The 26,525-nt window shown below is 73.2% G+C and carries 20 protein-coding genes; 9 read left to right on the forward strand and 11 right to left on the reverse strand.

Translation table 11 applies throughout. From position 1 onward, the window contains the following. Nucleotides 1-165 precede the first annotated feature (165 nt). Nucleotides 166-2,226: a phospholipase C, phosphocholine-specific gene (locus D7M15_RS24690; RefSeq protein WP_121519515.1), complete on the reverse strand. Its 2,061-nt coding sequence runs from the start codon at nt 2,224-2,226 to the stop codon at nt 166-168. Nucleotides 2,227-2,504: 278 nt separating this feature from the next. Here D7M15_RS24690 and D7M15_RS29220 point away from each other — a divergent pair, with 278 nt between their 5' ends. Together D7M15_RS29220 and D7M15_RS24700 are read left to right on the forward strand one after the other, a co-directional pair. Next, nucleotides 2,505-3,773, forward strand: coding sequence for a hypothetical protein (locus D7M15_RS29220; RefSeq protein ID WP_240649464.1), 1,269 nt, complete (start codon nt 2,505-2,507; stop codon nt 3,771-3,773). A 39-nt stretch (nt 3,774-3,812) separates the two neighbouring features. Continuing rightward, a complete protein-coding gene (locus D7M15_RS24700) occupies nt 3,813-4,430 on the forward strand; it encodes a M23 family metallopeptidase (RefSeq protein WP_206337416.1) in 618 nt (205 codons plus the stop codon). Nucleotides 4,431-4,540: 110 nt separating this feature from the next. Here D7M15_RS24700 and D7M15_RS24705 read toward each other — a convergent pair whose 3' ends face one another. The 4 genes from D7M15_RS24705 to D7M15_RS24720 form a co-directional block, all read right to left on the reverse strand. Beyond that, nucleotides 4,541-7,603, reverse strand: coding sequence for a BTAD domain-containing putative transcriptional regulator (locus D7M15_RS24705; protein WP_121519516.1), 3,063 nt, complete (start codon nt 7,601-7,603; stop codon nt 4,541-4,543). Nucleotides 7,604-7,868: 265 nt separating this feature from the next. Beyond that, a complete protein-coding gene (aceB, locus tag D7M15_RS24710; protein ID WP_121519517.1) occupies nt 7,869-9,482 on the reverse strand; it encodes a malate synthase A in 1,614 nt (537 codons plus the stop codon). A gap of 491 nt (nt 9,483-9,973) precedes the next feature. Beyond that, nucleotides 9,974-10,618, reverse strand: coding sequence for a response regulator transcription factor (locus D7M15_RS24715; RefSeq protein WP_240649466.1), 645 nt, complete (start codon nt 10,616-10,618; stop codon nt 9,974-9,976). Then, nucleotides 10,609-11,748 carry a histidine kinase gene (locus D7M15_RS24720; protein WP_121519518.1) on the reverse strand — a complete coding sequence of 380 codons (1,140 nt, stop codon included), beginning with the start codon at nt 11,746-11,748 and terminating at the stop codon, nt 10,609-10,611. Before D7M15_RS24720 ends, D7M15_RS24715 begins: the two co-directional genes overlap by 10 nt. A 110-nt stretch (nt 11,749-11,858) precedes the next feature. On the opposite strand from D7M15_RS24720, the gene D7M15_RS24725 reads away from it, so the two are divergent. Continuing rightward, a complete protein-coding gene (locus D7M15_RS24725; protein WP_121519519.1) occupies nt 11,859-12,479 on the forward strand; it encodes a DedA family protein in 621 nt (206 codons plus the stop codon). 51 nt (nt 12,480-12,530) lie between these two features. Here the strand turns inward: D7M15_RS24725 and D7M15_RS24730 are convergent, their stop codons facing one another. Further along, complete coding sequence (locus D7M15_RS24730) at nt 12,531-13,271, reverse strand: nucleotidyltransferase family protein (RefSeq protein WP_121519520.1); 741 nt, start codon at nt 13,269-13,271, stop codon at nt 12,531-12,533. A 273-nt stretch (nt 13,272-13,544) separates the two neighbouring features. Between D7M15_RS24730 and D7M15_RS24735 the strand changes: the two genes are divergently transcribed. Further along, nucleotides 13,545-13,853: a DUF5955 family protein gene (locus D7M15_RS24735; protein WP_240649731.1), complete on the forward strand. Its 309-nt coding sequence runs from the start codon at nt 13,545-13,547 to the stop codon at nt 13,851-13,853. A 455-nt stretch (nt 13,854-14,308) separates the two neighbouring features. Here the strand turns inward: D7M15_RS24735 and D7M15_RS24740 are convergent, their stop codons facing one another. After that, nucleotides 14,309-15,178: an IclR family transcriptional regulator gene (locus tag D7M15_RS24740; RefSeq protein ID WP_121519522.1), complete on the reverse strand. Its 870-nt coding sequence runs from the start codon at nt 15,176-15,178 to the stop codon at nt 14,309-14,311. Nucleotides 15,179-15,873: 695 nt separating this feature from the next. On the opposite strand from D7M15_RS24740, the gene allB reads away from it, so the two are divergent. The 3 genes from allB (at nt 15,874) to D7M15_RS24755 (ending at nt 19,070) form a co-directional block, all read left to right on the forward strand. Continuing rightward, on the forward strand, nt 15,874-17,253 hold the full coding sequence (gene allB / locus D7M15_RS24745) for an allantoinase AllB (RefSeq protein ID WP_121519523.1): 1,380 nt from the start codon (nt 15,874-15,876) through the stop codon (nt 17,251-17,253). After that, complete coding sequence (gene alc, locus D7M15_RS24750; RefSeq protein WP_121519524.1) at nt 17,250-18,488, forward strand: allantoicase; 1,239 nt, start codon at nt 17,250-17,252, stop codon at nt 18,486-18,488. The genes allB and alc overlap by 4 nt, the downstream gene beginning before the upstream one ends. A gap of 150 nt (nt 18,489-18,638) precedes the next feature. Continuing rightward, nucleotides 18,639-19,070, forward strand: coding sequence for a ribonuclease (locus D7M15_RS24755; protein ID WP_121521346.1), 432 nt, complete (start codon nt 18,639-18,641; stop codon nt 19,068-19,070). Between the two features lie 128 nt (nt 19,071-19,198). On the opposite strand, the gene D7M15_RS24760 is transcribed toward D7M15_RS24755, so the two are convergent. The 4 genes from D7M15_RS24760 to D7M15_RS24775 all read right to left on the reverse strand — a co-directional run bounded on the left by D7M15_RS24760 (nt 19,199) and on the right by D7M15_RS24775 (nt 23,939). Beyond that, nucleotides 19,199-20,560, reverse strand: coding sequence for a GH1 family beta-glucosidase (locus D7M15_RS24760; protein WP_121519525.1), 1,362 nt, complete (start codon nt 20,558-20,560; stop codon nt 19,199-19,201). 131 nt (nt 20,561-20,691) lie between these two features. Further along, nucleotides 20,692-21,639 carry a carbohydrate ABC transporter permease gene (locus D7M15_RS24765; RefSeq protein WP_121519526.1) on the reverse strand — a complete coding sequence of 316 codons (948 nt, stop codon included), beginning with the start codon at nt 21,637-21,639 and terminating at the stop codon, nt 20,692-20,694. Further along, nucleotides 21,632-22,660, reverse strand: a complete 1,029-nt coding sequence (locus tag D7M15_RS24770; RefSeq protein WP_121519527.1) for a sugar ABC transporter permease — start codon at nt 22,658-22,660, stop codon at nt 21,632-21,634. Before D7M15_RS24770 ends, D7M15_RS24765 begins: the two co-directional genes overlap by 8 nt. Before the next feature lie 13 nt (nt 22,661-22,673). Further along, a complete protein-coding gene (locus D7M15_RS24775) occupies nt 22,674-23,939 on the reverse strand; it encodes a sugar ABC transporter substrate-binding protein (RefSeq protein ID WP_240649732.1) in 1,266 nt (421 codons plus the stop codon). A gap of 233 nt (nt 23,940-24,172) precedes the next feature. On the opposite strand from D7M15_RS24775, the gene D7M15_RS24780 reads away from it, so the two are divergent. Next, entirely contained in the window at nt 24,173-25,477 is a 1,305-nt protein-coding gene (locus D7M15_RS24780; RefSeq protein WP_121519529.1) for an ROK family protein, read from the forward strand. A 52-nt stretch (nt 25,478-25,529) separates the two neighbouring features. Beyond that, nucleotides 25,530-26,498, forward strand: a complete 969-nt coding sequence (locus D7M15_RS24785) for a sugar kinase (protein ID WP_121519530.1) — start codon at nt 25,530-25,532, stop codon at nt 26,496-26,498. The last annotated feature ends 27 nt before the right edge of the window (nt 26,499-26,525 follow it).

Raw genomic sequence — 26,525 nt, forward strand, 5'->3', positions numbered from 1 at the left:
CGCGCGCGTGGTCCGTCGGTCGTCACCCTGACACTTTATGCAGATGTTCAGCCGTTTTGCCCAGAGAGGTGACGGGACCAGTTTCAGCCACCGGGAGTCGCCCCGGGGGCCGCCACCGGACCCGTCACCCGTCTCGTCGGTCGCCTTCCCGGCCGCCCCCGGCCGTCAGGCGGTGAGCAGCGCCGGGTCGCTGACGCCCGGCTTCCCGTTCTCCACGTGCCCGGCGAACCGGCGCAGCCACGCGCCGCCGGTGTCCGCCGTCACCTCCAGGTCGTACCAGCGGGCGTCGCCCTGGAGCGCCACCTTCCGCACCACGCGCCCGCCCGCGGGCACCCGCTCCGTGAGCCCCTCGCCGCCGTACGCGTCCGTCACGGTGAGCGCGCACTCCTCCGCGCCCGCGTTCGTCAGCGTCAGCTCCACGGCGCCGCCGTCCTCCGCGACGTGCCGCGCCGTGACCTCCGGGCCCGCCGTGCCGCCGGGACCGCGGAAGGTGCGCAGGAAACCGTTCGGGCCGTGCACGGTCAGGTCGTACGCGCCGTCGGTGCCCGCCGTGTGCCAGGCGTCGGACAGCTCCTTGCCCGCCTCGGCGGTGTACGTCCACGGCCCGTCCGTGCGGTTCCCCGACGTCACGCAGAAGCACGCGCCCGCCGCGTCCCCCGGGGCGAAGGTCAGCGTGACGCGGCCCGCGTCCGGCGTCACCTCCGTGTCCACGCGCGGCGCGTACGGCAACGGCCGCATCGGCCGCGAACCGGCCTCCTGCCGGGGCAGTTCGCCCCGCTCGGGCGGCACCGGCACGTAGTCGGGGTGCCGGTCGCGGTCCGGCGGCTCGTACGCGGCGGTGTCGGGCAGGTCGGCCGGTGCCGTGTCCTTCAGGCCGAAGTCGAAGGCGGAGGTGAGGTCGCCGCAGACCGCCCGCCGCCAGGGCGAGATGTTCGGCTCCTCGACGCCGAACCGGCGCTCCATGAAGCGGATCAGCGACGTGTGGTCGAACGTCTCCGAGCACACGTAGCCACCGGTGCTCCACGGCGACACCACGAGCGTCGGCACGCGCTGCCCCAGCCCGTACGGTCCGGCGGCGAAGCCGCCGTCGCCGGGGAAGTGGTCGAGGGCGGTGTCCACGGTGGAGGCGCCGCGGTCGGCGGAGGCGGGCGGGTAGGGCGGCAGCACGTGGTCGAAGTAGCCGTCGTTCTCGTCGTACGTGATGAAGAGCGCCGTACGGGCCCACACCTCCGGGTCCGCGGTGAGCGCGTCGAGCAGCCGGGCGATGTACCAGGCGCCGTAGTTCGCGGGCCAGTTGGGATGCTCGGTGAACGCCTCGGGGGCGGCGACCCAGGAGACCTGCGGCAGCTTCCCGGCCTTGACGTCGGCGGTGAGCGCGTCGAAGTAGCCCTCGCCCTTCCGCGCGTCGGTGCCGGTGCGGGCCTTGTCGTACAGGGGGTCGCCGGGCCGCGCGTTCCGGTACTTGTTGAAGTACAGCAGCGAGTTGTCCCCGTAGTTGCCCCGGTAGGCGTCGTCGATCCAGCCCCAGCCGCCGTCGGCGTCGAGGCCGTCGCCGATGTCCTGGTAGATCTTCCACGACACCCCGGCCTGCTCCAGCCGCTCCGGGTACGTCGTCCAGTCGTACCCCTTCTCGGCGTTGTCGAGCACGGGGCCGCCGCCCTTGCCGTCGTTGCCGGTGTGGCCCGTCCACATGTAGTAGCGGTTGGGGTCCGTGGCGCCGATGAGCGAGCAGTGGTAGGCGTCGCACACGGTGAACGCGTCGGCCAGCGCGTAGTGGAACGGGATGTCGCCGCGCGTCAGGTACGCCATCGTGCCCGGCGACTTGGCGGGCACCCACCGGTCGTACCGGCCGCCGTTCCACGCGTCGTGACCACCCGCCCAGTCGTGGTTGAGGCCCGCGATGAAGCGCATGCCGAGGTCCTCGGCGTCCGGGTGGTACGGCAGCAGGTCCTTGGCGCCGTCGGACTGGTGCCACACGTCCTTGCCCGCGCCGGGGGTCGCCGGACGCGGGTCGCCGAAGCCGCGTACGCCGCGCAGCGCGCCGAAGTAGTGGTCAAAGGAACGGTTCTCCTGCATCAGCACGACGATGTGCTCCACGTCCTCGATCGTGCCCGCCCGTCGGCTCGCGGGGATCGCGGCGGCGCGCGTGATGCTCTGCGACAGGGCGGCGAAGCCCGCACTCGCGCCCGCGATCTGGAGGAAGCGGCGCCGGTTGATGTCAGGCATGGGGACTGGACCTCTCGGTGGGGAGTGGCGAAACGGTCGTCAGCGCAGTGTTCAAGACCAGCGGCGCGGAGGGAAGGGGAGGTGTCGCGCGCCTGAAGCGGCATCGTGGGGAAGGAGAACAGGCGGGCGGCTGCTGCCGCGCGGCGCGGGTGGGGTGGGGAGCGGCGAGCACACGGGCGGGTACGGGGGTGGGGGAGCCGTGAGGACGGGGAGGGGACGGGGGCGCGGCGCGGTGAAAAGGCGTGGCGGCGCCGGGGCGGGGCGCGGATGATGGCCGGATGCTCCCGCGGACAGCGCAGGCCGACCCGTTCACCGAGATCGCCTGCGACGAGTCCGGATACGAGGGGGAGAACCTCGCCGGGGGCAACACCGACGTCTTCGCCCACGCGGGCGTTGTCGTCACGACCGCCCTGGCGGCCCGTACCGTACGGGAGTTGCGCCACCGCATCCGGTCCCCCGCCGAGGAGTACAAGGCCAACCACCTGCTCCGCGAGAAGCACCGCCCGGTCCTCGAATGGCTGCTGGGCCCCGCCGGGCCGCTGCTCGGCAACGCCCGCGTGCACCTCACCGACAAGGCGTACTCCGCCGTCGGCCGCGTCACCGACCTGCTGCTGGGCGCGGAGCCTGGCCTGACGGCGGGCGGCGCGGAGCACGCCGGGCACGTCGGGGGCGCGGACCCCCGGCCGGACCCCGCCGCCCGCGCCCGCCTGCGCGCCGCCGTCGCGGCGGCCGGGCCCGGCCGCGACCCGCGGGCGCGCGGCGCCGCCGTGCTGCTCCGCCGGGAGGGGCCGCGCGCCCTCGGGGACGAGGGGTGGCGCGCCTTCGTCGCGGCGGGGAACGAGCTGATGCGCACCCGCTGCCGTACGGAGGAAGCCGACCCCGTCGCCGCCTTCTTCGACCTGCTCGACGCGCTCCGCCGTACGACCGGGGCCGCGTCCGGGTCGGGGGCCGGGCGCGGGTCCGTGGCCGATGCCGTCGCGGCCGTACGCCCGGTGCTGGAACGGCTCGCGCGCGGACGCCCGTACGCGGAGGCGTACCGGGCGGGGCTGCCCGCGCGGCCCGACGACGGCATGCCCGTGCTCGACCCGCTGTTCCCGGCGCTGCTGCGCACCGTCGAGCAGTGGCACGCGGACGGCGGCGGCGCCGTCCGCGTGGTGCACGACCGGCAGAACCAGCTCACGCCCGAACGCGTCGCGCTGCTGCGGGAGTTCCCCCGTACCGCCGCCGGGCCGGGGGACGCGGCGGCAGCCGGGTACGGGGGCGCGCGGCCCGCGTTCGCGGAGCTGCTGCTCGTACGGGCCGGTACGGACGCCCGCGTCCAACTCGCCGACTTCCTCGCGGGCACCGCCCGCAAGATCGCCTCCGAGGAGCTGAACGGGCGCGGCGACGCACGGCTCTCCGCCCTGCTCCGCCCGTACGTCGCCCCCTCCTCCTGCTGGGCCGCGCCCGCCCCGTTCTGGCCCGTACGTGCCGCGTCGACCACCGGCTCGCCCGGCGTGCCGCCCGCCGGACCGGAATGTATGCGCTTTGTATGCCCGCCGCCTTGAATCGGTCGCCACCGACGACAAGACGACAAGGGGAGAGGCATGCAGAGACATTTCCGCCGGCTGACGGCCGCGATCGGCGTGGCCGCCGCCGTGGCGGTCGCGGCTCCGGCCGCCGTCGCGGCCGCGGGGGACGACGGCCCCGCCGTCGCCGGGAAGGGCCCCGCGAAGTCCGGCCTGACCGCCGCCCAGGAACTGGCCAGGCCCGCGTTCAAGATGCCGTTCCGCTGCAACCAGACCTGGGTCGGCAGCAACTGGAGCGGGCACAGTCCCGCCCACTCCATCGACTGGAACCACTACGACGCCGACGGCAACATGGACGACCTCGGCCGCGTCGTACTCGCCAGCGCCCCCGGCACGGTCTCCGCGTCGTACTACTCGACCGGCGACGGCTACGGCAACACCGTCGTCATCGACCACGGCGACGGCTGGCAGACCCGTTACGCGCACCTGAAGACCCGCGCCGTCTCGCGCGGCGACCGGGTCGGCCAGGGGCAGAAGGTCGGGCAGGTCGGCGCGACCTCCGCCACCGGCGACTTCACCCCGCACCTGCACTACGAGCAGATCCACGGCGGGTCCGTCGTCGTCTCCGTCGTGCAGGGCGTCACCTGGGGTGACTTCCTCAAGCGCGAGCAGGTCAGCCGCAACAACTGCGGCTGACCGCGTACGACGTACGTGTGCCGACCGCCGCCACGGGGGCCGCGGTCGGCACCGTCCGTACGGCCGTGCCGTACGGGGGCCGTGCCCGGCGCGGCGCGGTACGGCGCGCTTCAGCGCAGCGAGCGCAGCTTCGCGTGCACCGCCTCCGCCTGGTCCCGCACCTCCAACCGGCGCCACGTCGAGAGCGAACGGTGGAAGTAGCGGCGCGCCGTGTGCTCCCGGCCCGTCGTACTGTGCAACTCGCCCAACAGGCACGCCACACTCGCCTCCGCCCGCCGGTCACCGAGCTGCTGCTGCACGGCCAGCGCGTCGACCAGCAGTGCCGACGCCTTCCGTGCGTTGCCCTGGCGCAGGCACAGCTCCCCGACGCTCTGCTGCACGTACGCGGCGCAGTGCGCGTCGGCCAACTCGTCGAAGATGCCGAGCGCGCGCTCCAACTCCCCGTGCGCGGCCTGCGGTTCACCGCGCAGCTCGTGGAGTACGGCGATCCGCCGCCGTACCTGCGCCTCCCGGTGCCGGTCGCCCAGCTCCCGCGACAGCTCCAGCGCGTCCGCGAGCCACGGCGCCGCCGCGTCCGGGTCGCGGCGCTCCAGCCACACGGAGGCGACCGCGTTGTGGGCGACGGCCCCGCCGTGCCGGTCGTCCGCCTCGCCGAAACCGCGCAGCGCGTCCGCGAACGCGCCCAGCGCGTCGTCCAACCTGCCGACCACCCGGTACACCGAGCCGGAGCCCACCGCGGCGACCGCCTCCCCCGACCGGTGACCCAGCGCGGCGAAGAGCGCGCGGGAGGTCTCGAACGCGTCCAGCGCGTCGTCGTACCGGTCCTGGTAGAGGTGCAGCTGACCCAGGTTGCGCAGCAGCGCCGCCGCGCGCGTGTCTGACGGCGCGTCACCGTACGAGGGCGGGCCGGCCGGCGCGTGGGGCGGGGTGGTGGGGGACGTGGGTGTGCGGGGCGCGGATGTCGTGGTCGGGAGCTTCGTGGTCGGGGGCGTGTGGGGCGGGGATGTGCGGGTGGGGGCCGGAGGCGTGGGGTCGTACGGCGTCGGGCCGGGGGAGGGGGCGCGCATCGCGTCGAGCACGAGCCGGTGCGTACGCAGCCAGTCCCCGTAGTAGCCGCGCATGTCGAAGAAGCCCGCCAGCTCGATCGCCAGATCGGCGGCGTGCGCCACGTGCCCGTCGCGCAGCGCCGACTCCACGGCGGCGACCAGCACGCGCCGCTCCGTCTCCAGCCACTCCACGGGCCGCGCCCGCACCGTGTCCGCGAGGGCGCGCGCGGGCCCCGCCGGGGCGACCGGCTCCCCGAGGACACCGAGGAAGCGCGTCGGCATCGCCTCGTTCGCACACCGGGCGAGCGCGATCAGGGCGTCGAGGACGCGCAACCGGCGGCGCCGCCGTACGCCCGGGCCCTCCGCGTCGGTCAACTCCTGTGCGTAGCAGCGCAACAGGTCGTGGATGCGGTAGCGCTGGAGGCCCAGCCGGTCCGTGCCCACCACCTCGACGAGATGCTCGTCGAGCAGTGTCTCCAGACCGCCCGCGGCCGTCTCCGCGCGGCCCGTCGCCACCGCCACCAGCCAACCCGGCAGCGCCTCGTCGGCCAGCTCACCGAAGACGCGGAACGCCCGCGCGGCCGACTCGGGCAGGTGGCGGTAGCTCAGCTCGGCGCTGGCGCGCACCTCCAACTCGCCCGTCTGGAGCTGGTCGAGTCGTCCGCGCTCGTCGTGCAGGAAGTCCGCCAGGGCGCCGACGGTCCAGCCCGGCCGGTTCGCCAGCCGGGAACCGGCGATCCGTACGGCCAGCGGCAGCGAGCCGCAGCCCGCCAGCACCCGGTCCGCCTCGGAGCGCTCCGCACGCAGCCGGTCCGTACCGACGATCGCGCCGAGCAGGGCGCGGGCGTCCTCCGGCGTCAGCACCCCCAGCTGGGTGTGGAACGCGGGCAGCGCGGGCATCCGGCGGCGCGAGCTGACGAGCACCGCCGAACCGCCCGTACCCGGCAGCAGCGGGCCCACCTGCGCCCCGCCCGCGGCGTCGTCGAGGACGAGCAGGAACCGGCGCTGCGCCAGCCGCGACCGGAACAGCGCCGCACGCTCGCCCAACTCGGCGGGGACGGCACTGTCGATGACGCCCAGACCGCGCAGCATCTCCGCCAGCACGTCGGCCGGGTCGCGCGGCTGGTCGCTCAGGCCACCCAGGTCGACGTACAGCTGACCGTCCGGGAACGCCTCCCGCACCCGGTGCGCCACGTGCACCGTCAACGTGGACTTCCCGGACCCCGGCGGGCCCGACACGACGGCGACCACCGGCTGCCGACCGGCCGTGGACAGCAGGCGCTCCAGTACGCCGACCTCCTCCGCCCGGCCGGTGAAGTCCGGTACGTCCATGGGGAGTTGGCACACCGGGCCGAGCGCCGGGGTGCGCCTCCGGCCCACGTACCCGTTGATCGCGTCCCCGACCGCGCGCAACGGCGCGCTCGGCTCGACCCCCAACTCGGCGGCGAGGGTCTGCTCCGCCTCCGCGTACGCCGCGCGCGCCTCCGAGGCGCGGCCCGAGTCGTGCAGCGCGTGGACGAGCATCCGCCACAGGTCCTCCCGCAGCGGGTCCTGCGCCAGCCGGGAACGCAGCTCCGCGACGAGCGGCGCGTACTCGCCCAGGCGCAGGCGCACCTCGAGGCACCTGTCGACCGCGAGGGAACGCAGCTCCTCGATCCGGGTGACGGCCGGGTCCCACACCACGCTCGGCGGCAGGTCCTGGAGCACTCCGCCCCGCCAGAGGCCGAGGGCCGCCTCGTAACCGCGCAGCGCGGACTCGTCGTCACCCCGGTCGGCGTCCGCGCGGGCCCGGGACAGCAGGTCCTCGAACAGCGTCATGTCGACGTCACCGGGGGCGACTTCCAACGCGTAGCCCGACGGCTCCGTCCGCAGTCCGTCCGTCGGCACCCCGGCCGCGGACAGCGCCTGCCGCAGGCTGCGCACGTACGTCCGTACGTTGGCGACCGCGGAACGGGGCGCGCCGCCCGGCCACAGCACCTCCGTCAGCACGTCCACCGAGACGAAGCCGCTGGGCTGCAACAGCAGCGTGGCCAGGACGGCCCTCGGCTTCGGCCCGCCGACACGGACCGGTGCACCGCCCACCCGCACCTGGAGCGACCCCAGGACGCCGAACGTCGGCTCCCCCATCCGCGTGCCTCCGCGTAACAGTCCGCAACTGCGGCGCAGCGTACTGGTACGCGGCGGCGGTCGAACAGGGTTCCCCGGATCTCCCCTCCGTCTCTCCCGTCTCTCCCGACTCGCGGCGCCGCCGTCGCGGGCTGTCGAAGGGCCTGAGAGGGGGCCTGTGAACGGGGCTGTGAAGGGGACTGTCGTGGGGCCGTCGGCCGGGCCGGGCGGGGCGGCCCGGTGCGGGGCCGTCGTACGGACCAGGTACGACGGCCCCCTCGGTGGGTCACTCCAGCAGCTCGTACGCGGGCAGCGTCAGGAACTCCACGTACTCCGTGTCCAGCGACACCTTCAGCAACAGGTCGTGCGCCTGCTCCCAGCGGCCCGCGGCGAACTCCTCCGCGCCCGACTCGGCGCGGATCGCCGCGAGATCCTCGTCCGCGACGCGCCGCACCAGCTCCGGCGTGACGGTCTCGCCGGTGTCCAGCACGACGCCCGCGTTCACCCACTGCCATATCTGCGAACGCGAGATCTCGGCCGTGGCCGCGTCCTCCATCAGCCCGAAGATCGCCACGGCACCCATACCGCGCAGCCACGCCTCGATGTAACGGGTGCCCACCTGCACGGCGTTGCGCAGCCCGGCGTACGTCGGCCTGGCGTCCAGCGAGTCCACCGCCGTCAACTCCGCCGCCTCGACCCGCACCTCCGCACGGAGCCGGTCCTTCTGGTGCGGCCGGTCGCCCAGCACCGCGTCGAACGACTCCCGCGCGACGGGCACCAGATCCGGGTGCGCCACCCAGGAACCGTCGAAGCCGTCGGCCGCCTCGCGGTCCTTGTCGGCGCGCACCTTGGCGAGCGCCTGCTCGTTGGCCTCCGGGTCGCGCCGGTTCGGGATGAACGCCGCCATGCCGCCGATGGCGTGCGCCCCACGGCGGTGGCAGGTGCGTACGAGGAGTTCCGTGTAGGCGCGCATGAACGGTGCGGTCATCGTCACCGCGTTGCGGTCCGGCAGCACGTAACGCGGGCCGCCGTCACGGAAGTTCTTCACGATGGAGAAGAGGTAGTCCCAGCGGCCGGCGTTGAGTCCGGCGGCGTGGTCGCGCAGCTCGTACAGGATCTCGTCCATCTCGTACGCCGCCGTGATCGTCTCGATCAGCACGGTGGCGCGGATGGTGCCCTGCGGGATGTCGCAGTACTCCTGGGCGAAGACGAACACCTCGTTCCACAGCCGTGCCTCGCGGTACGACTCGGTCTTGGGGAGGTAGAAGTACGGGCCCTTGCCCAGGTCCAGCAGACGGCGCGCGTTGCGGAGGAAGTACAGCCCGAAGTCGACCAGCGCGCCGGGCACCGGGCGGCCGTCGACCCGCAGGTGGCGCTCGTCCAGGTGCCAGCCGCGCGGCCGGGCCACGACGGTGGCCAGCTCGTCGGCGGGGCGCAGCGCGTACGACTTGCCGCGCTCGTCGGTGAAGTCGATGCGGCGTTCGTACGCGTCCGTGAGGTTGAGCTGGCCTCCGATGACGTTCTCCCAGGTGGGCGCGGAGGCGTCCTCGAAGTCGGCGAGCCAGACGCGGGCGCCGGAGTTGAGCGCGTTGACCGTCATCTTGCGGTCGGTGGGACCGGTGATCTCCACCCGGCGGTCCGTGAGCGCCTCGGGGGCCGGGGCCACGCTCCAGTCCGCGGCGCGGATGTCGGCGGTCTCGGGGCGGAAGTCGAGCGTGCTGGTGCGTGCGATCTCGTCGCGCCGCTCGGCGCGCGCGGCGAGCAGCTCGTCGCGGCGGGGCGTGAAACGGCGGTGCAGCTCGGCGAGGAAGGCGAGCGCCGCTTCGGTCAGCACCTCGTCCTGCCGCGCTACGGGCGCGGCGTCCACGACGACCGGGTGGGACGGTGCTGCTGCGGACATGTGCGGTCACTCCTTCGGGACGTGCATCGGACGGGAACAGCCCTGGACGGGAACAGCCCTGGTTGGGCCGGCCCGGACGGGGACGGCCTGACGGACCCGCTGCGGAACGGTCTCGCCGGGCCGCCCCGAGGTGGACCGACCGGCGACGGCGGATGGCACGACCGCCGGGTCGCCCCTGCCGGCCGGCACGGGGTGCCGGGCGGGCCAGGGCTCCGAGGTACGGTCGCGGGCGCCGCCGCACGGTACTCCGCTTCTGACCAGTGGAGACTAGTTTCCTCATGGTGGAACTTCAATAGTTTGTTGATGTCGAGAGATTCTCCACATCCCACCGTGCCCCCAGGTGGCGCCGAGTGCCACCAACGTGACGCTGCGGGCTGCGGTCGCGAGGGTATGGAGGTGCGGGAATGTCAGGGGCGGGTGCGTGAGGTGCGTGCGGGTGGCCGGTGTGGTCAGGGTGGCCGTCAGGAGTGGGTGTGCTGAGCCGGTCGGGCTCAGGAACCGAGATAACGCAGCACGGCGAGTACCCGTCTGCTGTACCCCTCGGCATCCGACAGCCCGAGCTTGTCGAAGATCGAGTTGCTGTACTTCTCCACCGCGCTCCGCGAGACGTGTATCCGCGTCGCGATCGCCGCGTTCGTGTGGCCCTGGGCCATCAGGTCGAGCACCTCGCCCTCCCGAGGGGTGAGTCGCCGCAACGGATCGGTGTGTGTGCTGCGTGCGACGAGGCGGCGTACCACCTCCGGGTCGAACGCCGTACGTCCCGACGCGACCCGCGTCAGCGCGTCCAGAAACTCGTCCACCTCCACCACGCGGTCCTTGAGCAGATACCCGACGGACTGCGTGTTCCGCTCCAGCAGCTCGGAGGCGTACCTCTTCTCCACGTACTGCGACAGCACCAGCACGCCCACCTCCGGATGTTGGGCCCGTATCCGCAGGGCCGCGCGCAGGCCTTCGTCGGTGTGGGTCGGCGGCATCCGGACGTCCACCACCGCCACGTCCGGTGGGTCCGCCGCCACCGCGGCGAGCAGCGCTTCGGCGTCACCGACCGCCGCCGTCACCTCGTGGCCCTCGTCGGCGAGCAGTCGCGCCAACCCCTCGCGCAGCAGGGTCGAGTCGTCCGCCAGGATCAGTCGCACGGCAGCTCCGCGGTGAGTACGGTCGGCCCACCCTGCGGGCTGTCCACCAGCAGCTGTCCGTCCAGGGCGGCCACGCGCCGGGCCAGCCCGAGCAGGCCACCACCTCCGGGGTCGGCGCCGCCACGACCGTCGTCCTCGACCCGGACCCGCAGCTTGCCCGGGTGCCGGGTGACCCGCACCTCGGCTCTGCCTGCCTCGGCGTGTTTGGCGGCGTTGGTCACGGCCTCGCTGACGACGAAGTACGCGACCGTGCGGACCGTCTCCGAGGGCTCGGCGCCGAGGTCGACCCGGAGCCGTACGGGCAGCACGGATCTTTCCGCCACCGTCTCCAGGGCCGCGTGCAGACCTGCCTCGTCCAGCACCGCCGGGTACAGCCGCCAGGCCACGTCGCGGAGTTCGTCGAGTGCGCGCAGGGCTTCCTCGTGCGCCTGTTGTACGAGGTCGGCGGAGTGTTCGGGGTCCTTGCTGCGTCTCGCCCGTGCCAGCAGTATGCCGAGAGCCACGACCTGCTGCTGTATGCCGTCGTGCAGATAGCGTTCGATGCGGCGCCGCTCGTCGTGCACCGCGTTGAGCACCCCGGCCCGGGTGCTGGCCAGTTGGGCGATCCGGTGCTCCAGCCGGGCCCGCTCGTCGGGCCCGAGGTTCCTCCGCGCCAGCCCCACGTCCAGCGAGGCGACTCCGTGCAGTCCCTGCACGGACAGGAAGATGCCGAAGAGGCCGCCCAGCCCGGACGTGACGACCTCAGCGGTGTGGTCGACGTCCATGACGGTCCACATCCACAGCGGGAACGTGCCGTAGACCGTCGCCAGCATCAGTGTGCCCAACACCAGCCCGTCGAGCAGACCCACCGTCCAGCGCACGGCGACGAATCGCAGCGCCCGGTCGGGGGAGTACGAGACCGTGACCAGCTCCGGTGCGGCGTCCCTCAACCGGCGACGTGCCAGCTGGGCCAGCGGAACGGCGGCCGCGCCCACCCGGTCCAGCACCGCGCGCTTGCCGCGCCGCGAGCCCAGCACGGGCAGCAGGCACATGCCCGCGAGGAGCGTGAACGGCAGCTCGATGAGGGCGTGGGACACGCTCGCCAGCGCACCGCACACCACCCGGACCGTCCTGCTCCGCTGCTTCAACATGCCAGCAACGCTAGCGAGGGCCGGGATTCGGCGGACTGCGGTTTTCCACAGGATTGTTGTGCGGTCATCATGATGGTGGTGGCGGCCCGCGGTTTCCTAGCGTGGAGCGCATGATCGAAGAATGGGCCATGGGCCTCATGGAGTCGATGGGAGCCGTCGGCGCGGGTGTGGCGATCGCGTTGGAGAACCTGTTCCCGCCGCTCCCCAGCGAACTGATCCTGCCGCTCGCCGGATTCACCGCCAGCCAGGGCGACATGAACCTGCTAGCGGCCGTCGTCTGCACCACTCTGGGCGCGCTGGTCGGGGCGTACGCCTTCTACGGCATCGGCGCGCTCCTCGGCCGCGACCGTGCGGTCGCACTGGCGGTGCGGCTCCCGCTGCTGAGACTCTCCGACATCGAGCGGACGGAGTCGTGGTTCGAGCGACACGGCACCAAGGCCGTCTTCCTGGGCCGGATGGTCCCGCTCTTCCGTAGTTTCATCTCGCTGCCCGCAGGGGTGTCACGGATGCCGGTCCTGACGTTCGGGCTGCTGACCGCGTTCGGCAGCCTGATATGGAACTCCCTTTTCATCCTCGGTGGTTACGCGCTGGGGGAGAACTGGCACCGCGTCACCGACTACGTGAGTGCGTATTCCAAGGCGGTCCTGGCGGTGGTGGTGCTGGGCGTGGCCGTGTTCGCGGTGACGCGGCTGCTGAGAACGGGCCGGGGCAGTCGACGGGCATCCCGCTGAGAGCGAGTACGGGCGCCGGGGCGCTGTCGTGAGCGGCGGGCCCGATCCCCTTCAGGGCGAGAGCAGGCGGAGGTCCTCCGGGGTGTCGATGTCGGCGGCGTCGGCGACGTCACCGCACTCCACCAGGGCCAACTCCCCAGCATGAGCCTGGAGATAGACCCGGGCGCCCCGGTCGCCGGAGGCCTCCCGCAGCACGCCGGGCCAGTGGTCCGCGCCCAGCAGCACGGGGTGCCCGCGCCGCCCGCCGTACGAGGCGGCGGCGAGGACGTCGGGGGAGTGGCCGACGGTGTGCAGGAGCCGGGCGACGGCGGCCGGGGTGATCCCCGGCTGGTCGACGAGGAAGACGAGCACGGCGGAGGGCGCGGCGGCCGAGCGGAACGTGGCAGCGGCAGGAGCGGCGGAGGGAGGTACGGGCTCCAGAGCGGGAGGGGGTGCTGGCGAGGGCGCTGCTGCCGTGTCGGCATCGCTGAGGGAGGTGAGACCGAGGTGCAGTGAACCGCCCATGCCCTGCTGCCAGTCGGGGTTGTCAAGAAGCACGCATCCGGTCAGATCCGCCTCGTCCCGTACGTGATCCGCGGCGGCGCCCAGAACCACGTGGACGGCGGGGGCGCAGCCGCCCTCCCTGAGGACGCGGACAGCGTGCTCCACGAGTGGCCGACCGCGGTGCGGCAGCAGCGCCTTGGGGCGTCCACCCAGGCGCCGTCCGCCTCCGGCGGCCAACAGCAGGGCGGCGACGGGTCGCGGGGCGTCCGCGGCGGGGGTGTCGGGGCGGGGTGTCTCCGGTGGGGCCATGGGCCCTTTGTACGCCCCGCGCTGGGGGCGTACGCCGACGCGCGGGACGTACGTCTGGATTGAGCCAGGAAGCGGAGGGGGCAACGGATGGGATGGCAGAGGCAGTTGGTGACTGTGTGGCATGAGGTGATAACAATTACGGCCGGAATTTCGCCCTCCGTGTGGCGGGGTGCGCGGAGAGTGGCGTTAACTGTGCCAACCTCTCGCGCCGGACTGCCGGGGCGGAGGCCGAAGTGATACCCGTGGGGGGAGATCGCGTTGCGAAGCGAGACTGTGGGGCAGCGGACGCTGGCAGTCGGCCATGAGGAACCGCGTACGGACGCCCTGACGAGGTCGGTGGACCGCCTGCGTCGTGCACTGGACGCACATCCTGCGCGTTTGCCGGATCGGCAGACCGCGGAGGAGGAGTTGGCACTCCTGGCCTCGATGGCTCGAGGAGGCGCGCCGGACGTGCTGAGGCTGCGTCGTTCACTGTTGGTGGTCGCCTCGGCGCTGGGCTCCGTCAGTGCGCTGGCCGCACCGTTGGCCGAACTGCGGAGGGAGACGGAAGCGGCCTGCGACGCCGCACGTGCGGACGCCTGAAGCGGCAGGGCCGGGCGGCGGGGAGACGGGGGCGTACGCCGGAGGCCGAAGCGTACGGGTGTGGTGCTGAGGGTTGAGGGTGCGGCATCCGGCAAGGTGCCCGGCCTCCGCCGAACGCCGGTCCGGAAGCGCGGTACCTCGGTGTCCCAGCTTCGGCGATCCGGACGGCTCCGGTTCCCTCGTCGATCGGCGTGATCGTTCCGGCCCGCACGGTGCGGTCACCGGGCGCGGGCGAGCGGGCTGGGGAGTCGCTCACCCGCTGCCGGTCGACTCGTCAACGGGCGCTGAGCGACCGGTCAACACTGCTTCCGCCCCTGGCTGTTCGAGCGGCTGACCGTTGGTGGCGGAACGGTGGCATCGGGCGATATCGGTGTCGAGCGGGGCCTCGCGCGAGGGGGCGGGCCGCGTGCCCGAGGGCTGCCCTCTGCGTGTAACGGGGGCCGTTCGTGGGTGCGTCAGACGGTGGGCGGCTGCTCGGCGTCCGCCGTACGGGGGCGGCGTGGTGCAGTCGTGGCCGCCGCGCCCATGGGGGTGCCCGTGGCGGCGAGGGCGGCGGACAGTTCCGCCGCGACCTCGCGCAGCACCGGGACGAACTTGTCCGTGGCCGCCTCGGTCAGCCGCCCGGAGGGGCCGGAGATGGAGACGGCGGCGGCGCTCGGCGCGTCGGGGACGGGTACGGCGATGCAACGGACGCCGATTTCCTGCTCGTTGTCGTCCATCGCGTACCCCACCTCCCGTACGTGTGCCAGCGCGTCCAGGAAGCCGTCCGCCGTCGTGAGGGTCTTCTCGGTGGCGGCGGGCATCCCCGTGCGGGCCAGCAGCGCCCGTACCTGGTCCGCGGGTGTGTGCGCCAGCAGCGCCTTGCCGACGCCGGTCGAGTGCGGCAGGACGCGGCGGCCGACCTCGGTGAACATGCGCATGGAGTGGCGTGACGGCACCTGCGCCACGTAGACGACCTCGTCGCCGTCTAGTAGCGCCATGTTGGCCGTCTCGCCGGTCTCCTCGACCAGCCGGGCCAGATGGGGCCGGGCCCAGGTCCCGAGGAGACGTGACGAGGTCTCGCCGAGGCGGATCAGCCGGGGGCCGAGGGCGTAACGGCGGTTGGGTTGCTGCCGTACGTAGCCGCAGGCGACGAGGGTGCGCATCAGACGGTGGATGGTGGGCAGAGGAAGGCCGCTGCTTGCGGAGAGTTCGCTGAGGCCGACCTCGCCGCCGGCGTCGGCCATGCGTTCCAGCAGGTCGAAGGCGCGCTCCAACGACTGGACGCCGCCGGAGGAGGAAGGGGAGGGGGTCGCGGCGGACTTGCGCTCGGCGGACGGCGGCACTTCGCGTTCCTTTCCTGCGGGTGGGGCGCATGCTACCGGCGGCACGGGGTGCGGCCGGGCGCCGCCGATGCGGTCGTCCGCCGGGGCGACGGCCGGGTCACGCCCGAGCCGGACGGGCAGCAGGCGACGTGGAGCGGGACCTCCGCATTCTACTTTCCGGAAGAGGGATTCCCCGTCCCGGAAACTGTGACGCCTTGACGGGGGAGGGGAGGAGGATGAAGACTTCTCAACAGAACGTTGAAGTTCCACCCTGCGGAAGTCCGCTGACGAGCCCGCTGGCGACTCCGGTGGCAGCCCCGGTGGAGCCGCGCGCTCGGCCGCCGGACCGGGCGCCGGGAAGCGCCGGGCGCCTGGACGGAGCGCCCACCGGTGGCCCGTAGCCAGCACACCGGCACGAGCAGCACGCCGACCCAGCAGCACCCAGGTTCCAGCACCGCACCAGCACCAGTACACCCGGCACCAGTACACCCGGCACCAGTACCACCCCGGCACCGGCAGGACGCCAACCGCACGCCGACGCCGACAGTCAGCACGCAGGCCTCCGTCGCACACCGGAAGCGATCCCACGGCGGATACCCCGCAGGGTCGCACCCGGACGGGGCCCGGAACAGAACGCGCGCCCGCCAGAAGATCTGCCGGAAGATCCGTCAGCAGACCGGAAGACAGAAACCGGAAGACAGAAGAGGAGAGCCGCCTTGATCGACGCGCCGCTCGTGCTGCGGTCCACCCGCGTCAGCACCCCCGAGGGGATACGCGCCGCGACGGTCGTCGTCGCCGACGGCCGGATCGCGGACGTGCTGCCGTACGACGCCCGCGTCCCGGCGGACACCACCGCCGGGTCTGACGACCCCGCCGGACCCGACGCCCCCCGGGTGGCCGACCTCGGCGACGACGTGCTGCTGCCCGGCCTCGTCGACACCCACGTCCACGTCAACGACCCGGGCCGCACCGAGTGGGAGGGCTTCTACAGCGCCACCCGCGCCGCGGCCGCGGGCGGTGTCACCACGCTCGTCGACATGCCGCTCAACTCCTTGCCGCCCACCACCGAGGTGGCGGCGCTGCGGACCAAGCGCGGCGTGGCACGCGGCAAGGCGCACGTCGACACCGGCTTCTGGGGCGGCGCCGTCCCCGGGAACGTGGCCGACCTGCGCCCCCTCCACGAGGCGGGCGTCTTCGGTTTCAAGTGCTTCCTGTCGCCGTCCGGCGTCGACGAGTTCCCGCCGCTGGACCCGGCGGGGTTGGAGTCGGCGCTCGCGGAGATCGCGTCGTTCGACGGACTGCTGATCGTCCACGCGGAGGACCCGGACCGGCTCGCAGCGGCCTCGCCGCCGACCGGTGGCCGCTACGCCGACTTCCTCGCCTCCCGCCCGCGCGGTGCCGAGACCGACGCGATCGCGCGGCTCGTCGACGCCGCGGCCCGGTTCGACGCCCGGGTGCACGTGCTGCACCTGTCGGCCGCCGACGCCCTGCCGCTGATCGCGGCGGCGCAGCGGGACGGCGTACGGGTCACGGCGGAGACGTGTCCGCACTTCCTGACGCTGACGGCCGAGGAAGTGCCGGACGGTGCCACCGAGTTCAAGTGCTGCCCGCCGATCCGCGAACGCGCCAACCAGGACGCCCTGTGGCAGGGCCTGGCCGACGGCACCGTGAGCTGTGTGGTCTCCGACCACTCGCCGTGCACCGCCGAGTTGAAGACCGCCGACTTCGGTTCGGCGTGGGGCGGCATCTCGTCGCTCCAACTGGGCCTGCCCGCCGTGTGGACCGAGGCGCGGCGCCGTGGCCACGGCCTGGACGACGTGGTGCGGTGGATGTCCGCCGGACCGGCCGCCCTCGCGGGCCTCAGCGCCAAGGGAGCCATCGCGCCGGGCCGCGACGCGGACTTCGCCGTGTTCGCGCCCGAGGAGACGTTCACGGTGGACCCGGCCGTGCTGCACCACCGGAACCAGGTCACCGCGTACGCCGGTCGCACGCTGCACGGCGTCGTACGGTCCAGCTGGCTGCGCGGCGTGCAGATCGCGGACCACGGACAGCCCCTCCGGAAGACCGGCCGCCTGATCGAAAGGACGACGTCTTGACCGCCAGCCCCACCCCCGCGGACCCCACCCCCGCGGACCCCTCTCGCACCCCCGCCCCCACGCCCACGTCCACCCCGGCGGACCCCACGCCGGCGGACTCGACCCCCGCGGACTTCGCGCCGCCCCGCTACACCGGCGACGCGCGCCCGTACTCCGGCGGCGACCCGTACGGCGACTACCGCGCCCCCGACGCCGGTTTCCCCTTCGCGGACCTCCCCGACCTGGCGGATCGTCGGCTCGGCGCCAGCGTGATCGCGGCGAACGACGAGTTCTTCGCGGAGCGCGAGAACCTGCTGCGCCCGGAGGCGCCGGAGTTCGACCCCGAGCGCTTCGGCCACAAGGGGAAGATCATGGACGGCTGGGAGACGCGCCGCAGGCGCGGTGTCTCCGCCGAGGCCCCGCACCCGGAGGACGGCGTGTACGACTGGGCGCTGGTACGGCTCGGCGCTCCGGGCGTGGTCGAGGGGGTCGTCGTCGACACCGCGCACTTCCGCGGCAACTACCCGCAGGCCGTGTCCGTGGAGGCCACCTCCCTGCAGGGGGCACCGGGTCCGGAGGAGCTGCACGCGGACGGTGTCGAGTGGACCGAGCTGGTGCCCCGCACCCCGGTGGGCGGCCACGCGGCGAACGGCTTCGCCGTCTCCGTAGGGCGCCGCTTCACGCACGTACGGCTGCGGCAGTATCCGGACGGCGGCGTCGCGCGCCTCCGCGTCCACGGTCGGGTGGCCCCCGACCCGGCGTGGCTGGCGGCGCTGGGCACCTTCGACCTCGTCGCGCTGGAGAACGGCGGCACCGCCGTCGACGCCTCCGACCGCTTCTACTCGCCCGCCACCAACACCGTGCGGCCGGGCCGTTCGCGCAAGATGGACGAGGGCTGGGAGACGCGGCGCCGGCGCGACAAGGGCAACGACTGGATCCGGTACGTGCTCGCGGAGGAGGCCGTGATCCGGGCCGTGGAGATCGACACCGGATATCTGAAGGGCAACGCCGCCGGTTGGGCGACACTCACCGCGGAGGAGCCGGGCGAGGACGGTGGCGGGTACGAACTGCTGCCGCCCACCCTCCTCCAGCCCGACACGGTGCACCGCTTCGTGCTGTCCGAGCCGCGGCCGGTGACGCGGGTGCGGCTGGACATCCACCCCGACGGGGGCATAGCGCGGCTGCGTCTCCACGGTTCCCTCACGGAGGCGGGCGCGGCGCGACTGGCGGCCCGGCACCGTCAACTCACCGGCTGAGCAGGCAGGGTGACGACTCGTCAGGTACGGCGCCGGAGTACGGGCGGGGGCGTCCAGGGCGCCGACGACTCGCTCTGTGTGCACGGCCGCTGACAGGGAATTCACGGAGACGCCATTGACATGACTTCTACGCGCGTCACCATGGAGGGCATGAATTTCCCCCCACAGATCACCCGTATCGGCGCTGTCGCCGCCCTGTCCGCCGCCCTTCTCGCGGGCGGTCCCGCGGTGGCCGCGCAGGCCGCCCCGTCCGCTCCGGCCAGTGCCGTCACCCTGTCCGCCCCGTCCGTGCTCGACGTCGGCGAGATCTGCCACTCGGAGCTGCCGACCGAGGCCCACGACACGCTCGACCTCATCGAGGAGGGCGGCCCGTACCCGTACCCGCAGGACGGCACCGTCTTCGAGAACCGCGAGGGCATCCTGCCGGACCAGAGCGAGGGCTACTACCACGAGTACACCGTCGAGACGCCGGGCTCGGACGACCGTGGCGCGCGCCGCATCGTGACCGGTGACAAGGAGCAGGAGGACTACTACACGGCGGACCACTACGAGTCGTTCGACCTCGTCGACCACTCCTGCTGACAGCGGACGTTCCGGCCGCACGGCCGCGCACACCGCACAGCAGCACACCGCACAGCCGTCACCGCGCACCCGGTCCCGGTGGGGGACGTCGACGTCCCCCACCGGGACCGGGTGTCGGCAGGTGGGTGCTACGCCGCCCCGCGCGCGCGGCGCCTGTGCGCGCGGACGATGTCGGCGTAGCGGTGGCCGCTCCCCTTCACCGTCCGGCGCTGGGTGGCGTAGTCGACGTGGACGAGGCCGAAGCGCTTGTCGTAGCCGTACGCCCACTCGAAGTTGTCCAGCAGGGACCAGGCGAAGTAGCCCTCCAGCGGCACCCCCTCGCGTACGGCGCGGGCGCACGCCGCGAGGTGTTCCTCCAGGTAGCGCGTGCGGTCCGGGTCGTCGACCTGCCCGTCGGGGCCGACTGCGTCGGGGTACGCGGAGCCGTTCTCGGTGACGAAGAGGCGCCGGGCGCCGTAGTCGTCGGTGATCCGGTGCAGGGTCTTCGTCAGGCCCTCCGCGTGGACCTCCCAGTCCATGGCGGTACGGCGTACGCCCGGCAGCCGTACGCCACGCGCCCGCGGCGGCGGACCGGTGGGGTCGTCGGCGACGACGTTGCGGAAGTAGTAGTTGAGGCCCAGCCAGTCGAGGGGCGCCGCGATGGTCTCCAGGTCCCCGTCGCGCAGGGGGAGTTCCACGCCGTACAGCTCGACCATGTCCTGCGGGTAGCCGCGCCCGTGGAGGGCGTCCATCCACCAGCGGTTGGTGTGCCCGTCGGCGCGTACGGCGGCGGCGACGTCCGCGTCGCGGGCGGTGGCGGGCTCGCAGTGGGTGAGGTTGTTGACGATGCCGACCTCGGCGTTCGGGACGGCCGCCCGGATCGCCTGCACGGCGAGGCCGTGGCCGAGGTGCAGGTGCACGGAGGCGCGTACGGCGGCGGTGATGTCGGTGAGCCCCGGCGCCATGACGCCGTCGAGGTGGCCGATCCAGGCGGAGCACAGCGGCTCGTTGAGGGTGGCCCAGTGCGTGATCCGGTCGCCCAGTCGGTCGGCCACGGCGGCGGCGTAGGCGCCGAACGCCTCGGCGGTGTCCCGCGCGGGCCAGCCGCCGCGGTCCTGGAGGGCCTGCGGCAGGTCCCAGTGGTAGAGCGTGGGGAAGGGCGTGATGCCCGCCTCCAGCAGGGCGTCGGTCAGCCGGTCGTAGAAGGCGAGCCCGCGCTCGTTGACGGGGCCGTCGCCGCCGGGGACGACGCGCGGCCAGGCGATCGAGAAGCGGTACGCGTCCACGCCGAGCTGCCCCATCAGGGCCAGGTCCTCGGGCCAGCGGTGGTAGTGGTCGCAGGCGGTGTCACCGGTGTCGCCGTTCTCGATCTTGCCGGGGGTGTGCGAGAACGTGTCCCAGATGGACGGCGCGCGGCCGTCCTCGTCGACGGCGCCCTCGATCTGGTACGCGGCGGTGGCCACGCCCCAGCGGAAGTCGGCGGGGAACGAGAGGGGGAAGTGCTCGGTCACGGACGGCCTTTCTCACGGGTGTGCGGCTTGCTCGGTACGTGCGGTGCGGTGCGGGCGCCGCACGGGTGCGGGTACGGGTGGTGCGCGGGAAGCGGAGCCCGGAGCCCGGCCCGGTCCCCGCCCGCCGGGGGCTACTTGACGGCCCCGGCGGTCAGCCCCGCGACGAGGTAGCGCTGGAGCAGCAGGAACCCGGCGACGATCGGCACGCTCGCGACGAGCGAGGCGGCCATGACCTGGTTCCAGTACACCTGCGTCTGCGTCGCGTAGCCCTGGAGCCCGATGGCCAGCGTGCGGGTCTCGCCGTTGGTCATGACCGAGGCGAAGAGGACCTCGCCCCACGCGGTCATGAACGAGTAGACGGTGACGGCGACGATCCCCGGTGTCGCGGCGGGCACCACCACGCGGAACAGCGCGCCGAGCGGACCGCAGCCGTCCACGAGCGCCGCCTCGTCGAGGTCGCGGGGGATCGAGTCGAAGTAGCCGACGAGCATCCAGATCGAGAACGGCAGGGTGAAGGTGAGGTACGTGAGGATCAGCGCGCCGCGCGAGCCGTACAGCGCGATGCCGGTGGTGTTGCCGATGTTGACGAAGATCAGGAACAGCGGCAGCAGGAAGAGGATGCCCGGGAACATCTGCGTGGACAGCACGGTGACGGTGAAGACCCGCCTGCCGCGGAAGCGGTGGCGGCTCACGGCGTACGCCGCGAAGACCGCGATGACCACCGAGCAGACCGTCGCCGCGCCCGCCACGGTCAGCGAGTTGAGGAAGTAGCGGGCGAGCGGGACGGTCTCCCAGATGTCGAGGTACGGCTGGACCGTCAGGTCGCCGGGGAACCAGCGGAACGACCCGGTGACGTCGTCCAGCGTCTTCAGCGAGCTGCTGAGCATCACGTACACGGGCGTCGCCGTGAACACCGCCAGCAGCGTGAGCACGATCCGCCGCGTCCACACGAACGACCGCGGCGGCGCGGTCGGCGACCGGCGTACGGGCTCGCGGCGCGCGCCGACGCGCGGTGTGCGCGCGCCCGGCGCCTTGCGCACCGCCGTGCGGGCGTCGGCGGTGGGAGCGGTGTCAGCCATCGTGTTTCCTCCCCCGGCCGGTGACCAGCAGATAGCCCGCCGTCACCACCAGCAGGAACAGCAGGAGCAGCACCGACATGGCGGAGCCCGCGCCGAAGTCCCAGGTGGCGAACGACGATTGGTAGATGTGCAGGGAGATCAGGTCCGCCGACTCGGGTGGCGCCTTGCCGAACAGCAGGTACGGCACGTTGAAGTCGTTGAACGTCCAGAGGAAGAGGACGAGCACCAGGACCTGGTTCACCGGTCGGAGCGACGGCAGCGTGATCCGCCGCAGCTGCTGCCGGATCCCGGCCCCGTCCACCTGCGCCGCCTCGTACAGCTCGCGCGGGATGTTCTGGAGCGCCGCCATCAGGATCAGGAACGCGAACGGCCAGGTGCGCCAGACGGACACCACGACGAGCGACACGAAGCTGTTGTCCCCGATCAGCCAGAACGTGGGGCTGTCGGTGAGCCCCAACTGCTCGTGCAGGACGTGGTTCACCAGCCCGTTGTCCCGCTGGAGCATGAACGACCAGGTGATCACGGCGGCGTAGACGGGAAGCGCGTACGGGACGAGGAACAGCGCGCGGAGCAGCCCGCGCCCCCGGAAGTTCTCCTGCATCAGTACCGCCGCCGCCATGCCGACGACCCAGGCGAGGCCGACGGAGAGGACGGTGAAGGCGCACGTCACCCCGAACGAGCGGAGCAGGGCCTCCCCGACGGGCGCGTCGAAATCCACGGCGACCCGGAAGTTGGCCAGGCCCGCCCAGGGGGCGTCGCCCCAGGTGCGGATGTACTGCTGGGTCAGCTCCTTGAAGCTCATCACGATGCCGACGGCCATCGGGACGAGGTGGACGAGGAGTTCCAGCAGCAGCGCCGGGAGCAGCAGCAGGTACGGCAGCCCGGCGCGGCGCAGCCGTGCGGGCAGGCGTGGACGGGGGCGGGAGCGGCGGCCCGGCTCGGGCCCGTCGGCGGGCGCCGCGTCGCCGGGGTGCGGCGGGTGCGGCGGGTGCGGCGGGTGCGGGGTGTCGAGCGCGGTCATCGGCGGCCCGACCTCACTTCTGCATCTGCTGCTGGGCCTCGGTCAGCCGGTCCCGTACGGCCCCGGTGCCGACCTTCCTGCCCGAGGCGGCCTCCGCGAACAGCTCCTTCATCGCGGTGCCGACGAGCGTCTCGAACTTCGACTCGTCCGGGACCTGCGGCAGCGGCGCCGACGAGTTGGTCAGCACCTCGCGCAGCACCTTCAGGTCGGGCGTCTCGAACGCCGCGTCCTGCTGCGCCGCCACGACGGGCGGGATCGCGCCGTACGTGCCGTTGAGCGTCTTCTGCTCCTCGTCGGACGTCATGAACTTCACGAACTCCAACGCGCCGTCGAGGTTGTCGGTGTTCTTGAAGACCGCCAGGTTGATGCCCGCGACCATGGAGTTGACGGCGCGGTCGCCGGTCGCGTCCGCGTCCCGCGTCGGTACGGGTGCCACGCCGTACTCGTCGGGCTTCATGCCGTGCGACTTGAGCGACGAGGCCGCGGCCTGCCACAGCAGCATCCCGGCCTTGCCGGTGGCGAAGTCGCGTACGGACTCGTTCTTGCCGTACTCGGCGTTGCCCTCGGCGGCGATCCCGTCCGAGGCGAGCAGGTCGACGTACTGCTTGACGGCCGCGACGTTCCCCGGCCCGTCGAAGGTGGGCTTGCCGGAGGAGTCGAAGAAGTCGGCGCCGTGCTGCTTGCCGAAGACGAAGGCGTGGTGGGCGTTCTCCACCGGGTTGCCGCCCTCGACGGCGAGTCCGTGGCGGCCGTCGCGGGTCAGCTTCCGGCCGACGTCGACGAACTCGTCCCAGGTGGCGGGCGGTTCGTCGATACCGGCGTCGCGGAACATCTGCTTGTTGTAGTAGAGCCCGTACGCGAGGGAGTAGAGCGGTACGGCGGCGGGCGGCTTGCCCTTCGCCCCGGCGGCGGCGAGCGCGGCGGGGGTGAACCGGTCCTCGCCACCGATCCGTTCGAGGTTCTTCGCGTCCCACGGCAGGAGGGCGCCGGTGGCCTGGAGCGAGGCGGACCAGGTGTTGCCGATGTTGAGCACGTCGGGCCCCTGGCCCGAGGAGGTGGCGGCGAGGATGCGGTCGAGGAGGCTGTCCCAGGGCACGACCTCCAGCTTGACCCGGATGCCGGTCTCCTTCTCGAACTTCTCCAGTTCGGGCGTGAGCACCTTCTTGTCGTGCTCCAGGCTGCTGCCCTGGTTGCTGGCCCAGTAGGTCAGTTCCTTCGGCTTCTCGTTGCTGCCCTCGTCGCTGGTGCTGGTGCCGCCGCCGCACGCCGTGGCCGCCATGCTCAGCGCGCACACGGCGGCGACTGCGGCGGTTCTGCGGAGGGCTGGGCGGCCTGGGGCGGATCGGCGTGCACGCATGGTCAGTTGACCCCTCTCCGGGGTTGCCGTCTTCGGGTGTTGAAGGAGGGACACCCTTTAATTCAAGCCGTGAGTTAAGTGGTGAAAGAGGGTCGCGTCAAGAGTCCCGGCAGAGATAGGTTGTCGGCTGGGCGAAGTGCGACGTGAGGAGCCCGATGGCGGAGCGGAGCAGGCGCACGGTGCGCGATCTGCGGCGCACCAACCGCGCGGCGGTGCTGCGCCGGATCTACTTCGACGGCCCCCTCAGCCGCCAGGAACTGGGCCCGCTGACCGCCCTCAGCTCCGGCTCGGTGAGCAACGTGGTGACCGACCTGCTCGGCGTCGGACTGCTGGAGGAGGCCGGGTCCGTCGAGTCGGACGGCGGCCGCCCGCGCACCCTGCTGCGCGTCGCCCCCGGCGCCGGCAGCCTGATCGGCGTGGACGTGGGGGAGACCCGGGTCCGCGTCGAGCTGTTCGACCTGGCCCTCACCGAGATCGCCCGCGCGGAACGCCCGCTGGACGACGCCGGGCACGACGTCGACCGCGTCGTACGGCACGTGCTGGACGGCCTCGCGGACGTTCTCGACCGGGCCGCACCGGATGCCGCGCCGCCCGCCGCACCGCCCGCCGGTCCCCTCGTCGGCGTCGGTGTCGGCGTGCCCGGCATCGTCGACCACGGCACGCCCGGCGGCACGGTCGTGCACGGCCAGACCGTCGGTTGGGACGCCGTACCCCTGGAGGAGCTGCTCCGCCGGGGCCTGCGCGCCGAGTTGCCCGGCCTCCCGCCGGACGTGCCGCTGCTGCTGGACAACGGCGCGCGCACCATGGGCCAGGCCGAGATGTGGTTCGGCGCGGGCCGCGGCGCGCGCGACGCCGTGGTCGCCCTCATCGGCTCCGGCGTCGGCGCCTGCGTCGTCGCCGACGGGGTGCCGTACGGCGGCGCCACCAGCAGCGCGGGCGAGTGGGGGCACACCGTCCTGGACCTGCGCGGCCGCCGCTGCCGGTGCGGCGCGCGCGGCTGCCTGGAGGCGTACGTGGGGGCGGGCGCCGTACTGGAGCGCTGGCGGGCGGCGGGCGGGGCGCCACGCGGCGCGGACGAGGAGTCGGCGCTCGCCGCGCTCCTCGCGGACGACGGCGGTGCGGCGGCGGCCGTACTGGAGGAGACCGCGGAGTACCTGGGCGCGGGCATCGCGGACCTCGTCAACCTGTTCAACCCCGAGCGGATCGTCCTCGGCGGCTGGGCCGGGCTGCTGCTCGGCCCCCGGCTGCTGCCCGTCGTACGCTCCACGGCGGCGGCGTACGCGCTCCGTCACCCGGCCGCGCGTACCACCATCGAACTGGGCATGCTGGGGCCGGACGCGGTCACCGTCGGGGCGGCGACCCTGCCGCTCCGACGGTTCCTGGACGAGGGCGGACGGAAGGAAGGTCACCCGAGGGAAGCGCTGTCAGTGGTGCCCGGTAGCGTTCGCCACCGGGCGTGAGGCTTTCAGGGGCACGTGAGGCCGTCAGGGGGCGGCAGTGGGGAGGAAGCCGGTGGGCACCGGACCGGAGGTCGTCACCTGCGGGGAGGCGATGCTGCTGATGCTCGCGGAGCCAGGGGTCCCGCTGGACAGGGCGGAGCACTTCAGACGCTCGATCGCGGGCGCCGAGTCGAACGTCGCGTCGGGACTGGCCCGCCTCGGGCACCGTACGCGCTGGCTCGGCCGCGTCGGCGCGGACCCCGCGGGCGAGGCGGTGCTGCGGCAGCTGCGCGCGGACGGCGTGGACGTGTCGTGGGCGGGCGTCGACCCGCACGCGCCCACGGGCCTCCTGCTGCGCGACAGCCATCCGCAGCGCGGCATCGACGTGCAGTACTACCGGGCGGGTTCGGCCGCCTCCCGGCTGGCGCCGGAGCACATCCGGCCCGAGCAGCTGGCCGGGGCGCGGGTGCTGCACCTCTCCGGGATCACGCCGATGCTGTCGGAGTCCGCGGCCGAGGCCGTGTGGCGCCTCGTGGAGCTGGCGCGGAGCGCGGGCATCGCGATCTCCTTCGACCCCAACGTCCGCCTGAAGCTGGGCACTCCGCACGAGTGGATGCACTCGGCGGGCCCGCTGCTGCGCGAGGCCGACCTGGTGCTGGCGGGCGAGGACGAGCTGGAGCTGCTGCTCGGCGGCGGCGCCGACGAGTGCGCCCGCGCCCTCCTCGAACTGGGCCGCACCAGCGCCGTCGTGATCAAGCGCCGGGACCACTCGGCGACGGCCGTCAGCGAGGGCGGCAGCTGGGACCAGCGGGCCTTCGCCGTACGGATCACCGACCCGGTCGGCGCGGGCGACGCCTTCGCCGCGGGCTGGCTCTCCGGCTGGCTGCGCGGCGAGGGCCCGCAACGGGCGCTGGCCGAGGCGGCCTGTGTGGCGGCGCTGGCGGTGCAGACCGCGGCGGACACCGACGGGCTGCCCACCGCGGACGTACGGGACCGCGCGCTGCACGCGTTCCTGGAGGGCGGCGACCCGGTCCAGCGCTGACCAGCCGATGTGACCGACCCGGTCACC

The sequence above is a fragment of the Streptomyces sp. Z26 genome, assembly GCF_003665095.1.
Taxonomy (GTDB): Bacteria; Actinomycetota; Actinomycetes; order Streptomycetales; family Streptomycetaceae; genus Streptomyces; species Streptomyces phytohabitans.

What these genes read in the sequence shown, in the direction of transcription:
- D7M15_RS24690 (WP_121519515.1), bottom strand. Translation starts at nt 2,226, where the DNA reads ATGCCTGACATCAACCGGCGCCGCTTCCTCCAGATCGCGGGCGCGAGT.
- D7M15_RS29220 (WP_240649464.1), top strand. Translation starts at nt 2,505, where the DNA reads ATGCTCCCGCGGACAGCGCAGGCCGACCCGTTCACCGAGATCGCCTGC.
- D7M15_RS24700 (WP_206337416.1), top strand. Translation starts at nt 3,813, where the DNA reads ATGCAGAGACATTTCCGCCGGCTGACGGCCGCGATCGGCGTGGCCGCC.
- D7M15_RS24705 (WP_121519516.1), bottom strand. Translation starts at nt 7,603, where the DNA reads ATGGGGGAGCCGACGTTCGGCGTCCTGGGGTCGCTCCAGGTGCGGGTG.
- aceB (WP_121519517.1), bottom strand. Translation starts at nt 9,482, where the DNA reads ATGTCCGCAGCAGCACCGTCCCACCCGGTCGTCGTGGACGCCGCGCCC.
- D7M15_RS24720 (WP_121519518.1), bottom strand. Translation starts at nt 11,748, where the DNA reads ATGTTGAAGCAGCGGAGCAGGACGGTCCGGGTGGTGTGCGGTGCGCTG.
- D7M15_RS24725 (WP_121519519.1), top strand. Translation starts at nt 11,859, where the DNA reads ATGATCGAAGAATGGGCCATGGGCCTCATGGAGTCGATGGGAGCCGTC.
- D7M15_RS24730 (WP_121519520.1), bottom strand. Translation starts at nt 13,271, where the DNA reads ATGGCCCCACCGGAGACACCCCGCCCCGACACCCCCGCCGCGGACGCC.
- D7M15_RS24755 (WP_121521346.1), top strand. Translation starts at nt 18,639, where the DNA reads ATGAATTTCCCCCCACAGATCACCCGTATCGGCGCTGTCGCCGCCCTG.
- D7M15_RS24765 (WP_121519526.1), bottom strand. Translation starts at nt 21,639, where the DNA reads ATGGCTGACACCGCTCCCACCGCCGACGCCCGCACGGCGGTGCGCAAG.
- D7M15_RS24770 (WP_121519527.1), bottom strand. Translation starts at nt 22,660, where the DNA reads ATGACCGCGCTCGACACCCCGCACCCGCCGCACCCGCCGCACCCGCCG.
- D7M15_RS24775 (WP_240649732.1), bottom strand. Translation starts at nt 23,939, where the DNA reads ATGGCGGCCACGGCGTGCGGCGGCGGCACCAGCACCAGCGACGAGGGC.
- D7M15_RS24780 (WP_121519529.1), top strand. Translation starts at nt 24,173, where the DNA reads ATGGCGGAGCGGAGCAGGCGCACGGTGCGCGATCTGCGGCGCACCAAC.